The organism is Streptomyces sp. NBC_01363, from assembly GCF_026340595.1.
Taxonomy (GTDB): domain Bacteria; phylum Actinomycetota; class Actinomycetes; order Streptomycetales; family Streptomycetaceae; genus Streptomyces.
In genome coordinates, this window is record NZ_JAPEPF010000002.1 from 2,676,255 (window position 1) to 2,689,696 (window position 13,442).

A 13,442-nucleotide genomic window follows, 5' to 3' on the forward strand; every position below is an offset into this window, starting at 1 on the left:
TCCGCGAGAACAGTCATCAGCCGACGAGGCAGCGCGAACGCGCGATGAAGGGCTTCCGCAGTACCGGCGGGGCCCAGCGGTTCCTGTCCGCGTTCAGCGGCATCTCACCGCACTTGCGACCACGCCGCCACCTGATGGCCACCGAATACCGCACCGAGATGACCACCCGCTTCGCCATCTGGGACGAGATCACCGGCGCCACCGACCAGCCCATCGCAGCGTAAGCCAGGCCCCCACCCGACCCCTACACACCCTTAATCGATCAACGCACCAATGTGACAACGTCCTCGATGCGTAGCGAGCAGAAGGGCCGGATACCGTGCGGTGTCACCGAGCGCAGCCCCTGGGCTGGGTGTGTCACGGCGCGTGTCGGTCAGTCGCGATTGGGGTGCGCGGTGGCGGAGTAGGCGTCGTGCCAAGCGGCTTTAGCGCCTGAGTCGCCGATTCGGTAGACCTGTACGTCGGCACCCACGCCGATGATGAGGGACAGCACCGCGGCGGTGATACGGAGCGGCGTGCCCACCGTGCTGGTGGATCCCTCCGCCTCGGGGGTGCGGTGGGCGGCGCGGCGGTAGAGCCACCACACCGCTGCGGACACCAGGAAGAGCCCGATGGCCCAGGGGAGCAGTTCGTCGCCGAGTTCGGTGTGCTTACGGACCAGGGGATCGCGGTCCACGTGCCGTTCCAGCCACTCGCCGGCGTTGGTCGTCAGCGGCACGCTGATCAGGGACACCAGGGCAAGGGCTGGCAGGGCGAGGCCGAACCTGCGCATGACGGAGGGGATGGCGGCGCACAGGATCAGGGCGAGCGCGGTGAGGGGTACCAGGACCACGACGACGTGCACGAACAGGACGTGTGCGGGGATGCCGTTGATCAGGTCGAGTCCCACAAGGGGCTCCTTCGGAGGGTGGTGTTCAATGCTGGACAGGGACGAGTCGGGCTCCTGCGGCGACATAGGTGGTAAGCCGCGGCCGCGACCGGGAGGCGCCCGTTCCCTGCGCGCGGGAATGACGCTGTGTCGCACCTCATGACCCATAGCGGCTGAATCCTGGAGTTCGCCATTCCTGGCCGTCGGGCAGAACCGCGAGTGCTTCGTAGCCGTCCAGTGTTTCCACCCAGCCCTGTGCCCCGTTGCCTCGGGCGAACGCGGCGGTGGCGTAGGTGTCGGTCAGCGTCAGGCGGGGCCCGACGAGTGTGAGGGAGGCGAACGTGTCGGCAGGTCTACCGGTGTGCGGGTCGACGATGTGATGGCCGCGTTCGGCGGTGCCGGAGGTGGCGACGGCCAGGTCGTGGCTGGCGGTGATGACGGTGGCCAGTTCACCGGGGCGTAGCGGGTGGGCGATGCCGATGCGCCACGCAGTGCCCGGGCCCGCCTGTCCGCGGAGCTGCAGGTCACCTCCGCCGTTGATGCACGTGTGGTGCGCGCCCGCGTCGTAAAGGAGCTGGGATGCGGTCTCGGTGGCCCAGCCTTTGACGAGCCCCGAGGGGTCGAGGGTTCTCGCGGGGATGATGCTGAACCAGCCATCGCTGGCATGGGCGGCCTGTGCGCACAGGGACAGGACTTCGTGGACTTCGGGCGGGCAGTGCTCCAGTCGGATCTCGCCGCGGTCGAGGCGGCTGATGTGGCTGTCGGGCCGGTAGGTGGAGAACACGGCATCGACCTGGTGGAGGTGGTGCACAGCCTCGACGAGGGCGCGGCGGATGGCGGGGGTCGGCTGGTCGCGGATGTCGAAGGAGAAGACGGTGCCCATGACGTGCTCGACGTGGCGCAGACCCTGTGTGGTGTCAGGCATGGGCCTGGTCCAGGGCGCTCTGGAGGGACTGGATGTAGCCCTGGCTGGTGTAGCTGGCGCCGGAGACGGCGTCGATGTGCGCGCTCTGGGCTCCGATGGCCTCCTGGGTGAGGCGGGGCAGGGCGTAGGCTGCGATCTCCTGGTCACGGCCTCTGTGGTCGGGGGCCTGGAGGACCTTGATCGAGGTGATCTTGCCCTGGTTGAGGGTGGCGGCGACCTGCACGGTTCCGTACTGGGTGTCGATGGGATCTCCGGTGAACGTGCCCGTCCCAGTGGATGTGCCCGGCGAGGCGTCTGCGGGAGTGTGCGAGGCCGTCGGGGAACGGGGAGCCGCCCCGGCCAGGGCGGGGAGCTGGTGGGGTTTGAGGGCGAGCAGGGCGACGATCAGGGCGCTGATCCCGGTGGTGGTGAGGACGGCTCGGCGCATGGCGGTTCTCCTCAGAACGCGAAGGACTCGTGGTGGATGCGCCGGGCCGGGACACCGGCTTCGCGCAGGGCTCTGATCGCGGCCTCGGTCATGCCGGGCGGGCCGCAGAGGTAGACGTCGTGCGCGGCCAGATCGGGGACCAGGGTGCTCAAGACCCGGGCGGTGAGGGGGGAGGCGTGTCCGGCCGGTTCGTCGACGATGTAGTGCACGGTGGCCCGTCGGCGGGAGGCTATCGCGTCGAGTTCACCGCGCAGGGCGAGGTCGACGGCGCGGCGGGCCCGGTAGACGAGGGTCACCTGGCCCGGGAGCGTCTCGAACAGCGCACGCAGGGGGGTGATGCCGACCCCGCCGGCCAGGAGCAGGACCCTGGGGGTGGTCCGGCGGTTCGCGGTGAAGGCGCCGTAGGGTCCCTCGGCCCACACCCGGGTGCCGGGCCTCAAGCGGGCGAGGGCGGCGCTGTGCCCGCCGGCGGTCTTGACCGTGATCCGCAGGTGGCCGGGGTGGGCGGGGGCCGAGAGGGAGTAGGGGTTCGCGGTCCACCACAGTCCGCGGGTCAGGAAACGCCAGCGCAGGAATTGCCCCGGCTCGCCCCCGAGGTCGTCGAGGTGCTGGCCGGTGAGGTGGACGGAGACCACGCCCGGTGCTTCGGGGTGGACCGCGGCCACGCGCAGGCGGTGGCGCAGCCCTCGCCGGACTGGGACGGCGAAGCGGTACCAGGCGACCAGGGCCGCGACCCCGAGGAACAGCGTGTACCAGGCGGCCTGCGCGAGGCGGTTGCCGACGAAGTCGGCTCCGTTGGAGAGCTGGTGTCCGAAGGTGAGGAAGACTGCCAGGTAGGTCGCGAAGTGCAGGTAGTGCCACGTCTCGTAACTCATCCTGCGGCGGGCAGCGCGGGCGGACATAATCCCTGTGGCCACGAGCAGCAGGAAGCCGGCCGTGCCCTTGAGCAGGTCGGGGTAGTGAAGGACGAGTGTGGAGGTCTGGCTGACCACGTTCGTGTGGGAGGCCAGCGAGTAGCCCCAGATGATCAGCAGGGTGTGGGCAAGGGCGAGGGACACGGTGCAGCGGCCTCCCCAGGCGTGCCAGCGGGCGAGCCGGTCGGTGCCGATGGTGTGGTCCAGGAGCGGCATCCGGGCCATGAGCGCCAGCAGGACCGCGCAGGCGTATCCGGCCAGGAGACCGGTGATACGTCCCGCGCCGGTGAGCCAGCCCGCCGAGCCGACCACCGAGTTCGTGTCGCTCCACCACAGGCCCAGCACTCCGGCGGCGCCGGCCCAGATCACCAGCGGCACCAGGAACGGGACGAGGCTGCGGCGCGGGCGCCGGTGGCGCATCCCGCGGCTCGCATACGTCGTGGTGGTGAACGTGGTGGTCATGGGGCTCCTCCGGATATGGCGCACGCTCCGGCGATGGGTGGCCAGCCTCACAGCCCAACCTCTGTGTACCTTCTGAAACAGCGTGGTCGACCGCTCTCAGCTCCGATTCAGAGGAAACTCAGAGACACGCCTCACCCCTGCCGTGGCCTGCGCCGGGGGATGCTGAAGGAACCATGGACGAGCCGCGTACGACATCGCTTCTGCACCGCCCCGACGGAGATCCCGTACGGATTCTCGTCGTCGACGACGAACCCGACGTCACCGATGTCCTGGCCGGAGTCGTGACCGGCGAGGGCTGGCAGGTCCGCACCGCCGCCGACGGCACAACCGCACTCGAGACGGCCCGTGATTTCCGGCCTGACGCGGTGGTTCTGGACTGGATGCTGCCCGACCTGGACGGCCTCCAGGTCCTGCGGGCCCTCAGACGTGAGATGCCCAAGGTGTGTGTCCTGTTCCTGACCGCCCGCGACGCAGTCGAGGACCGCATCGCCGGGATCACGGCGGGCGGCGACGACTACGTCACCAAGCCCTACAGCCTGGAGGAAGTCCTAGCCCGGCTGCGCGGGCTGCTGCGACGGGCCGGAATGACCGCCGGGCCGGGCGTGAACCTGCTCACCCTTGGGGACCTCAGCATGGACGAGGAAGCCCGGGAGGTCCGGCGCGGCGGTGTCACCGTCGAGCTGTCCCGCACCGAGTTCGAACTCCTTCGCTTCCTCATGCGCAACCCGCGCCGGGTTCTGTCCAAGGCCCAGATCCTGGACCGGGTCTGGGCCTACGATTTCGGCGGACGCGCCCACGTCGTCGAGCTTTACATCAGCTACCTGCGCAAGAAGATCGACGCCGGACGGGCTCCGATGATCCACACGGTGCGCGGGGTCGGCTATGTGCTCAAGCCGGACTCGCCGTGAGGCGCCCGGTGCCCCGCACCCTGCGCAGCCAGCTCACCGCCGGACTCGTCACCCTGCTCGCCCTCGCGTGCCTCGCCGTCGGGATCACGACCGCCCTCGCCCTGCGCGGTTTCCTGATGGGCCGTCTGGACGAGCAGCTCGCCGCCTCGGGCGGCCGGTTCGCCGCCAGCCTGGAACACGAGGCCACGCCTGACGCCGACAACCGCCCCGACACCCGGGGTCAGGCCGAATCGACGTTCGGCGCCCGGCTCCTGGACGGCACCACCACCCAGGCCGCCGTGGTCCACGACGCCACCGACCGCACGGTCCGGCTCACCCCCGAGGACCGCCGCGCCCTGGCGGGGGTGCCCGTGGACGGAAACGGGCACAGCATCCGCCTCTCCACTCTGGGCAAATACCGGGTCACGGCCGTCGACGGCGACGATCAGGACGTCATGATCACCGGTCTGCCCCTGCACCCGGTGGAAGAGACCGTTCACCGCCTCGAAGCGGTCGAAGCCGTGCTGTTCTGCGTGGCGCTCCTGGCCACCGGCATCGCGGGGGCCCTGTGGGTGCGGATCTCCCTGCGCCCGCTCCAGAGGGTCACCGCCCGGGCGGCGGAGGTCGCCGGGCTGCCGCTGGCCAGTGGCGAGGTCGCCATGCCCGGACCGCTCCCCGACACCGACCCCCGCACCGAGGTCGGCCAGGTCGGCGCTGCCCTCAACCACATGCTCGGCCACGTCGAAGACGCCCTCACCCGCCGCCACGCGAGCGAGGAACGGCTCCGTCACTTCGCCGCCGACGCCAGCCACGAACTGCGCACCCCCGTCGCCAACATCCGCGGCCACGCCGAACTCGCCCTGCGCCACCGTGGCCCCGTCCCCGCCGAAGTCCGCCACGCCCTGGAACGCATCGGCGGCGAGTCACAGCGCATGACCCGCCTCGTCGACGACCTGCTCCTCCTTGCCCGCCTGGACGCCGGACGCCCCCTGGAACACGAGCCGGTCGACCTGACCCTGCTAATCCTGAACGCGACGGACGACGCCCGCGCCGCCGGCCCCGGCCACCACTGGCTCCTCGACCTCCCCGAAGAACCGGTCACCGTCACCGGCGACGCCCACCGCCTCCAGCAGGCCATCGGCAACCTCCTCGCCAACGCCCGCACCCACACCCCGCCCGGCACCGACGTGACGATCTCCCTCACGACGGAACAGGCCACCGTCTGCGTGGACGTGAGTGACAACGGTCCCGGCATCCCCGACGAACTCCAGCCCGAAGTCTTCGGCCGCTTCGTCCGCGCCGACCACGCCCGCTCCCGCAGCACCGGAAGCACGGGGCTGGGCCTCGCCATCGTCCACGCCGTCACCACCGCCCACGGCGGAACCGCCACCGTCACCAGCAGACCCGGACACACCACCTTCCGCATCACCCTCCCGGGCTGAACCCGGCGCCCTGCCAGCACACCCCGGCGGCCCGCAGAGAGACGATCACCCCGGAGCCTGTCGCAGTGGGCGTCGAACAGCGTGTTCGCACGGTATGCCTCGGTGATCTCGGCCTCGGTCACCGGCCGACGAATCCACCGGTAGTAGTGCTGGCGGGCAAGCCCCAGGACCCGGCACGCAACCGCGACAGGGATCTTGTCGGCGGCGAGCTCTCTCACGAGCGGGTAGAGCCTTTTCCCGGCAGGTTCGCCTGCGACAGGTAGGCCGCCGCGCGGCGCAGGACCTCGTTCTCCTGCTCCAGCAGCCGGATCCGCTTCTTCAGCTCCCGGTTCTCCGCCGACTCGGACCTGGCGACGGCGGGCTTCTCGCCGTCGTCCACAGCGGCCTGGCGCAGCCACTTCGACAGCGTCATCTCATGGACGCCGAAATCCTTCGCGATCTGCGCAAGGGTGACGCCCTTCTCGCGGTTGCGCGCCACGCGCACGACATCGTCACGGAACTCTTCGGGATAGGGAACAGGCACAGCAACATCCTTCCAGGCCGCCCTACGGGCAAGCCAGGCTAGGTGTCACCTCAACGTGCAGCAGACCCAACTGTTCCTAAGCCTCGATCCGCCGACGTGGGGTTTGGCTGTCGGGTGATCAGCAGGTCGTCGTGCGGACGGGCACCAGCTCGGTACTCGTCCTGCGGCGGGTTGCCCTGCGGGCGGAGCGGTCGGAGACCAGACCGGCGATGGCGCGGTGGGTCTCGTCGTAGTCCTCACGCCGTCCGGTGTAGCGCTGGAGCGGGCGCCACTGCTTGTACTCGGCATTGGTGTGCTCCACACAGATCCGAGCCGAGGACTGCCGGCGTCGCTGTTCGCGCCAGGCCCGCCTCTCGCCGTCACACACATCGTCCTTCGGCTTCCTCGGCGGAGCACTGACCTGGTGTGGGAATTCGTTGGCCAAGCCGCGGTAGCCCTCGTCCACCTCGACTTTCACATTTGGGCGGAGGCGGAATTGCTCGGCGATGCCCTCGGTGCGCACGGCGGTCTGGTCGTGCACGCGGCCGGGCCGCGTCACGCCGGAGAACAGGGTACGGCCTTGGTGATCGCTGAACGTAGTCGTCTTGATGGTGTTCTGCTTCTTCTTGCCGGAGACGAACGCCTTACGTCCGGCGCGCCCGGCCTTGGGACGTCTGACCTGGACTTCCGTGCCATCGATGCGGAGGTCGACGCCTTCGGCTTCGGCGTAGGCGAAGACATCCTCCAAGGTCCGCAGGCGCAGGCCGGGCCGGTCGGGGACGGCGAAGCCACGGGCCGCGAGCAGCGGCCGGACCTCGCGGATCGCAGTGGAGATGGTGGAGCGATCGACATCGAACAGCTCGGCCAGGGCGGCATGCGGAAGCCCGAGCCGCAGGTGGACGAGGGTGGCCAGCAGCCGGTCGGGGAAGACCAGCTTCTGCTTACGGCCCGCCCCAGCCGCCCGGCTCCGGGCACCCCCGCGCCGCTCGTGCAACGCGGACTCGCGGACCGTCGTCCACCTGGGCGCGAGGTCTTGGAGCAAATCGCCGAAATGTGCGCGGGAGACCCCGGACAGGGCAGGATGGGAGCAGGCTGTACGGGCCCAGGTCAGCTTCACAACTCACCTAACCCGTACGGCCCTTCCTCTGTCACGGCCTGATCTGACCCGCTCGCATTCGCCCGCGACGCTCGCGCGGATTCACACCGGGCGACGTGACGGCTGCCCTCCAGGGCACCATGCGAGGATCGAACGATGAGGAATCCCCGCCGTGAGTTGCTGCGCTGGCAGTTCGACATGACCTGGTCACTGTTCGAGTACCACCTGGAGCGGCTCGCACCCGAGGCCTTTCTGTGGGAGCCCACTGACCTGACCTGGACAGTGCGCCCGGACGCCGCCGGGAACTGGTTGCCGGACTGGGCCAACACCGAGCCCGACCCCGTTCCTGTTCCCACCATCGGCTGGGTGAGCTGGCACATCGGCTGGTGGTGGAGCACTGCCATCGATCACGCGCAGGGACGTACGCCCCGGGAGCGTACCGACATCACCTGGCCCGGCAACGGACCGGCGACCGTCGCCTGGCTACAGGATCTGCGTACCCAGTGGCTAGCGGTCCTCGACAAGCTCACCGACGCCGATCTGGACGCCGCCTCCACGCTGCCGTGGCAGACTCCTCCGGACAACACCATCGGACACATGATCGCCTGGCTGAACGCCGAGCTGATGAAGAACGTCGCTGAGATCGGGCAGCTGCAGCTGATCTGGGCGGCCTCGAAGTCGCGACCCAAGAAGCAATAGGGCTCAGCAGAAGGAACGTCGTCCAGCACGGCAGCCGCGACGTCGAGCCCTATTGCTCCCCAGGTCGTTAGGGCCCGTAAAGAATCAAGGTGTGGGTTTTGCCTGTGGTGTGAGGGTGGCGCCGTGTGCGGTGGCGTAGACGAGGAGGCCGGTGAGGGTGCTCAGGTGTGCCGCTGCGGTGCCGGGGGTGTGCCCGTACTGGTCCATCAGCTGTCTGATCTCGCCGGTGGCATCGCGGATGGTGTCCTTGCTGACGGTGAACAGGCGGGCGAGCACGGCGGGCGGCAGGGCGAGGTGCTGGTGCAGCGCGGTGGCCAGGACGCGGTCGGCCAGGTCGAGTTTGGCTTTGCGGCCGCCGCCCGGGGCCCGGCGCCGGGTGCCGCCGTCGCGTCGGGTGGTGCGGTCCTGTGCATGCAGTGTCTGCCAGGGAGTGGTGAGGGCCGCGGTCAGTTCGGCCAGTTCAGTGCTGGTCATGCCGGTCAGGGCGGGGTGCTCCAGGGTCTGACGGTCGATGCCGACGGCCGGTGCACCGGGGTTCGCCGGCTCGGTGGGCTGGGGGTGGTGAAGTCGGCCCGAAGCGCGGTCTCGTCTTTCGATCGAGCCGTTTCTTCGGGCCGCTTCCGCACCCGGCGTGCCACTCTCATGGCACCGGGCGCTCCACAAGTCCCGCCTTGCTGTCGATGATCCTCATGCCGTGGTCGGCCAGGGGGAAGGGATGGTCGCGCCCCGGTAGCGGTAGCGCGTGGTGCGCACCTTTCCGGGATCGAACAGCGTCCGTTCCTCCCCGACCGGCCACCAACCACCCCCGCAGTAGCGGCGGCGGAGGTCCTTCCAGGTGATCCGGCGGTGTTTGCGGCGCAGCCATTTCATGACCTGGCTCCATGTGTACGAGCTCAGGTATTGGAATGTCGCGCTGGACACGCCGGGTTGGAAGTAGGCGCACCAGCCCGGCAGCATCCGGTTGAGATGGATGAGCAGGGTGTCAAGTGGCTGGTTCGTGGCCATCCTCCGGCACGCCGTCTTGACCTTGGCCATCACAGCCGCGAGGGCTTTGCGTGCGGGGTAGGTGTAGACGTAGTACCGGCTGGTTCCTCGTTTGCGGTGGCGCTGGATGTGCCACCCGAGGAAGTCCAGTCCCTCATCGATGCGGGTGATCAGGGTCTTCTCCGGGGACAGGCGCAGGCCCATCGTGGACAAGACCCCAGCGATCTCATCGCGCAGGGCTTCGGCGTCGCCTTCGGTGCCGTGGACCATCAGACACCAGTCGTCCGCGTACCGCGACAAACGGTAGTTGGGAAGACCTTGACGGCGACGCTGTTCCCGCCCGAGCTTGCTGCTTCCGGGTCCTCCCGGACCCTGGGCGACGTACTCGTCCAGGACGGAGAGGGCCACGTTGCTGAGCAACGGCGACAAGATCGAACCCTGTGGGGTTCCGGCGCTGGTTTCCCGCAGCACGCGATCCTCACCGAGGATGCCCGCCTTGAGGAACGCCTTCACCAGGTCAAGAACGCGTTTGTCCCCGATCCGAAGCCGCACCCGGTCCAGCAGGGCCGGATGCGAAATCTCGTCGAAGCAGGCTTTGATGTCACCCTCCACGATCCACTCATACCCGTGGGACGTGAAGTGGCGGACCTCGGCCACCGCGTCGTGAGCCCGGCGGTTCGGACGGAACCCGTAGGAGCACGGGAGGAATTCCGCCTCGAAAATCGGCTCCAGCACCAGCTTCAAGGACGCCTGCACCACCCGGTCGGTGATCGTCGCGATCCCCAGGCGACGCAACTTGCCGCCCGTCTTGGGGATCATCCGCTCCCGCACCGGCAGCGGACGGAAACTACGGTCCTTGATCGAGCCTCGTAGTGCGTCGAGGAACTCCTCAACGCCCGTCCTCGCCGCGATGGACGCCGCCGTGCGGCCGTCCACCCCGGCGGTCTTGGCACCCTTGTTACCCCGCACCCGATCCCACGCGACAAGCAAGAACGCGGGATCGGCACAGAGGTTGAAGAGGTCATCGAACCTGCGATGAGGATCATCACGGGCCCAACGGTGCAGCTTGGCCTGGATCTCCAGTACCCGGCGCTCCGCCTCATACGTGGCGTGCTCCAGTTCGTCGGTATTCACCGATGACCTCCCGGTATTCCAGTTCCTCGACTGCTGATTTGCTGGCCCCCTTCGCCATGTGCGCGCCATTAACGCGCTCGGACTACTACGGGGCCTCCGCCACGTTCTGACGTCGTCAGCCGACGACGGGCCTTGCCCTCCGCCTGACTGGCTGCCAGACGGGAAGGGCGACATCAGAACGCTTCCCACGTTCACCACCAACCGGTCGACGAGCGAGCCGCCCAGCTCTACCCCGACAGCATCGCCACGCCTACGCCGCAGGCTTTCAACGTGGCCTCCCCACCGACACCCTAAATTCGGCTTCGGAGTCGCCACCCGGAGGTGGCGTGCGCTGCACCCGGCCCATATCCTCCAGATTGGAGCCGGAGGAACTCTTACGGGGCGTCAGACACTGGTTCCTCTCGTACGGCGTCTCGTCTTGCTTGCCGGACCCGCGTCGTCTGGAAGTGCCGACGCGTCCCGTCGTTGTCAGGGCTGCTCTCACCTCCGCGTGCATCTCCACGCATCGGCTGCCCTCAGCTTCACCAGCCTGCTGCGACAGGCCGGCGGTAGGGGTCTTTCACCCCTACCCGGTATCAAGTGGCGCCTCGTGGCGCACCACGGTGTAGTTCCACTCCCCGTGGAAGGCGTGGCCGGTCAGGGGCACCGCGTTCATCTCGGCGTCGCTGACCTTCACACCGGTGGGGTAGCGGCCGGGGTCCAGTTCGGCGTGGACGGTGAGCCCGGTGCGTGTGGTGGTCGCGGCGATGCTCTCCACGATGACCTCGTAGCTGGTCAGCGGGCGGCCGCGCCAGTTCATCGTGATCGCGGAGAACAGTCGGTGCTCGATCCGGTTCCATTTCGATGTGCCCGGAGGCATGTGACAGACGGTGACGGCCAGGCCGGTCTCGGCGGCGAAGGCAGCCAGTTGAGTCTTCCAGGCCCGGGTGCGGTAGCCGTTGGAGCCGCCCGCGTCGGCGGTGATCAGCAGCCGGGTGGCGCCGGGGTAGTCGAGGCGTCCTTGCCCGTTCCACCAGCGGCGGATCGACTCGACCGCGAAGGCTGCAGTGTCATGGTCGCATCCGACGCTGACCCAGCCGGTGTTCGCGGTGATGTCGTAGATCCCGTAGGGGGCGGCCCGGCCGAGCTCCTGGTCGGGGAAATCATGGGTGCTGACCTGCCCCGGCCGGCCTTTGGGCCGCCATTCGAGGCCCGCGTTCTTGAACTGGCCGACGACCTCCTTCTTTTTCGTGTCCACACTGACCACCGGCTCGCCCCCCGCCTGATGGTCCTTGGCCTGGTCGTTGATGTACCGGAACTGCGCGTCCCGGTCGGAGTGCTGAGCGCCCTCAAGGGTCTTCGCGTTGGCCTGCAGACTGAAACCGTTCTCCCGCAGCAGCCTGCCCACGGTCGGCGCTGACGCGGCATGGCCCTGCCGCGTCAGCTCCCCGGCCAGAGACCGCAGCGACTTGGTCGTCCACCGCAGCGGCGACATCGGATCGCCCCGCTCATCCGGCTCGACCAGCGCCAGCAACGCCGGAACGAGCAGCCGGTCAAGCTTCTCGGCGCTCTTGCGACCGCCGCCGTCCCGGCGGACCCGGCCATCGGGCAGTGGGTCCTCACCGCCCTCCAACTCGAAGACACCCTTCCGCACCGTCGTCTCGCTCACCCCTGCGGCACGCGCGACGGCCCGGACCCCCCGTGCCCCAGCAGCCGGGCCTCGGCGGCCAGCATCAGCCGCTGCTGCCGCTCATTCAGATGAGGGAACAACACTCCGAATCTCAGGGCAAGTTGGTCACGAACCTCACTCGGTATGCGCATACCACACCAACGACAGGGAGACCGTGAAGCAACGTGTTGATTCTTTACGAGCCCTTACCTGGGCACCAGCCCCCGAAAGACCGACTGGTTCCCGTGCACGGCGAGCGGAATGCGATGCGGGAACCGCCGTGGTGCCGGACCGGGCTGCCGGCTGTTGCGCAGATGCCGGTTCGATCGTGGGAGGTACTCATGAATGGTGACGTGGTGTGGACCGAGGAGCAGCGCGGCAAGGTGTATTCCACGCGGGCGCGGGTCAAGTCCGGACCATCTGACCGAAGGGCTCGAGCGAGGGCCGTGCTGGCTGGCGGCGGCGCCGTTCGACGCCGCGCGCTGCTTCGCCGAGGCGCGTGACAAGAGCCGTCACGACGAGGGCAGAGGCTGGGAGTACGCGGTCCACCAGGTGGAGAAGGGGGCGCGGCACGCGGCGCCTTCGATGGCCGCACTCGGGCTGCGCGCGGCGGCGCTGTACCGCAGCGGTGAGCGTCCGGACGTGCTCGACCTGGACGTGGAAGTGGCCATGGCGGAGCTGGAGTTGCAGCCCTCGGGGGACGCGGTGCCGTTCTGGCTGGCGGCCGAGGGTGTCGTATGGACGCTGCGCGCGATGCTGCGGCTGCACGAGCTGGCCCACAACCGGCACAAGGTCCACTACGACCCACGGTGGGAGTGGAGCGGGACCTGGCTCATCGAGACCACCGCACATGCCTCGTTCCAGGTGGCCGAGTGCGCCTCGAGCCGGCGGCTGCTGCGGGGCGTGCTCGCGGTGGCCGACGAGGCGGACCACCGTGCGGCGCGCGCGGTCGCGGAGGCCGCGTTCGACGCGGCGCCGGTGCCGGTGAAGGCGGCGCTGTCCTTCGTGTTCCCCGACGAGCGGGAGTGGGCCGACCGGGCGGCCGAGGACTGCCTCGCCCAGGGCGGTGGCGGTGACGAGGTGGTGCGGATGTTGGTCACCACTGCCGGTGTCGACTGGGGCGAGCGGCTCGTCGAATGGCAGCCGTCTGGACGAGGCGACCCTGCTGACCCTGCTGGCGCGGGAAGGGGCGGGCGCCGCTCCCGTTCTGGACGCGGCGATGGGCCATGCCCGCGGCAACAACGAGCGGCTGGTGTTCGCCCGCCATCTCGCCGTGATCCGCACGCGGGACGCGGGGGAGCGGCTGGCGGCCTGGCGGGGCAACCGCAGGCTCGCCCCGCTGATCGAGGACTACTTCCGGCAGGCGCCCCACCCGGAGCCCTCGCCGTCCGGGGCGTCGGAGCCCCGCATACCGGCCGAGGAGGGCTGGCTGGATCCGACCGGCGACCTCAGCC

11 protein-coding genes and 4 pseudogenes are annotated in these 13,442 nt (G+C 69.2%); 5 read left to right on the forward strand and 10 right to left on the reverse strand.

Going from position 1 to position 13,442, the window contains the following annotated elements; all coding sequences use genetic code 11:
• Positions 1–5: 5 nt before the first annotated feature.
• Positions 6–224 (forward strand): annotated as a pseudogene (locus OG611_RS39540) (IS6 family transposase); the annotation flags it as partial.
• Between the two features lie 149 nt (positions 225–373).
• On the opposite strand, the gene OG611_RS39545 reads toward OG611_RS39540, so the two are convergent.
• From OG611_RS39545 to OG611_RS39560, 4 genes are all read right to left on the reverse strand, one after another.
• Positions 374–889: a DUF2231 domain-containing protein gene (locus OG611_RS39545; RefSeq protein ID WP_266425337.1), complete on the reverse strand. Its 516-nt coding sequence runs from the start codon at positions 887–889 to the stop codon at positions 374–376.
• Between the two features lie 136 nt (positions 890–1,025).
• Positions 1,026–1,793, reverse strand: a complete 768-nt coding sequence (locus OG611_RS39550; RefSeq protein WP_266425340.1) for an FAD:protein FMN transferase — start codon at positions 1,791–1,793, stop codon at positions 1,026–1,028.
• Positions 1,786–2,220 (reverse strand): FMN-binding protein, encoded by a 435-nt coding sequence (locus OG611_RS39555; RefSeq protein WP_266425342.1) that lies wholly within the window; start codon positions 2,218–2,220, stop codon positions 1,786–1,788. The genes OG611_RS39550 and OG611_RS39555 overlap by 8 nt, the downstream gene beginning before the upstream one ends.
• 11 nt (positions 2,221–2,231) lie before the next feature.
• Positions 2,232–3,596: a ferredoxin reductase family protein gene (locus OG611_RS39560; RefSeq protein ID WP_266425345.1), complete on the reverse strand. Its 1,365-nt coding sequence runs from the start codon at positions 3,594–3,596 to the stop codon at positions 2,232–2,234.
• A gap of 173 nt (positions 3,597–3,769) precedes the next feature.
• Between OG611_RS39560 and OG611_RS39565 the strand changes: the two genes are divergently transcribed.
• On the forward strand, positions 3,770–4,504 hold the full coding sequence (locus OG611_RS39565; protein ID WP_323180246.1) for a response regulator transcription factor: 735 nt from the start codon (positions 3,770–3,772) through the stop codon (positions 4,502–4,504).
• Positions 4,501–5,925 carry a HAMP domain-containing sensor histidine kinase gene (locus OG611_RS39570; RefSeq protein ID WP_266425347.1) on the forward strand — a complete coding sequence of 475 codons (1,425 nt, stop codon included), beginning with the start codon at positions 4,501–4,503 and terminating at the stop codon, positions 5,923–5,925. Before OG611_RS39565 ends, OG611_RS39570 begins: the two co-directional genes overlap by 4 nt.
• A gap of 92 nt (positions 5,926–6,017) precedes the next feature.
• Here the strand turns inward: OG611_RS39570 and OG611_RS39575 are convergent.
• Together OG611_RS39575 and OG611_RS39580 are read right to left on the reverse strand one after the other, a co-directional pair.
• Positions 6,018–6,448 (reverse strand): annotated as a pseudogene (locus OG611_RS39575) (transposase); the annotation flags it as partial.
• A gap of 118 nt (positions 6,449–6,566) precedes the next feature.
• Positions 6,567–7,469 (reverse strand): transposase, encoded by a 903-nt coding sequence (locus OG611_RS39580; RefSeq protein ID WP_266425350.1) that lies wholly within the window; start codon positions 7,467–7,469, stop codon positions 6,567–6,569.
• A gap of 210 nt (positions 7,470–7,679) precedes the next feature.
• Here OG611_RS39580 and OG611_RS39585 point away from each other — a divergent pair, with 210 nt between their 5' ends.
• Entirely contained in the window at positions 7,680–8,222 is a 543-nt protein-coding gene (locus OG611_RS39585; protein WP_189282079.1) for a DinB family protein, read from the forward strand.
• 84 nt (positions 8,223–8,306) lie between these two features.
• Here the strand turns inward: OG611_RS39585 and OG611_RS39590 are convergent.
• The 4 genes and pseudogenes from OG611_RS39590 to OG611_RS39605 form a co-directional block, all read right to left on the reverse strand.
• Positions 8,307–8,783: pseudogene (locus OG611_RS39590) on the reverse strand (ISAzo13 family transposase); the annotation flags it as partial.
• A 126-nt stretch (positions 8,784–8,909) separates the two neighbouring features.
• Positions 8,910–10,340 carry a group II intron reverse transcriptase/maturase gene (ltrA, locus tag OG611_RS39595; RefSeq protein ID WP_266425354.1) on the reverse strand — a complete coding sequence of 477 codons (1,431 nt, stop codon included), beginning with the start codon at positions 10,338–10,340 and terminating at the stop codon, positions 8,910–8,912.
• 598 nt (positions 10,341–10,938) lie between these two features.
• Positions 10,939–12,140, reverse strand: a pseudogene (locus OG611_RS39600) (ISAzo13 family transposase); the annotation flags it as partial.
• 645 nt (positions 12,141–12,785) lie between these two features.
• Positions 12,786–13,088: a hypothetical protein gene (locus OG611_RS39605; protein WP_266425357.1), complete on the reverse strand. Its 303-nt coding sequence runs from the start codon at positions 13,086–13,088 to the stop codon at positions 12,786–12,788.
• Between the two features lie 8 nt (positions 13,089–13,096).
• On the opposite strand from OG611_RS39605, the gene OG611_RS39610 reads away from it, so the two are divergent.
• Positions 13,097–13,442 (forward strand): hypothetical protein (locus OG611_RS39610; protein ID WP_266431274.1); only part of this gene is annotated, 346 nt, incomplete at its 3' end.

Coding starts and splice junctions, on each gene's coding strand:
- OG611_RS39560 (WP_266425345.1), bottom strand. CDS start 3,596: ATGACCACCACGTTCACCACCACGACGTATGCGAGCCGCGGGATGCGC.
- OG611_RS39550 (WP_266425340.1), bottom strand. CDS start 1,793: ATGCCTGACACCACACAGGGTCTGCGCCACGTCGAGCACGTCATGGGC.
- OG611_RS39585 (WP_189282079.1), top strand. CDS start 7,680: ATGAGGAATCCCCGCCGTGAGTTGCTGCGCTGGCAGTTCGACATGACC.
- OG611_RS39555 (WP_266425342.1), bottom strand. CDS start 2,220: ATGCGCCGAGCCGTCCTCACCACCACCGGGATCAGCGCCCTGATCGTC.
- OG611_RS39565 (WP_323180246.1), top strand. CDS start 3,770: ATGGACGAGCCGCGTACGACATCGCTTCTGCACCGCCCCGACGGAGAT.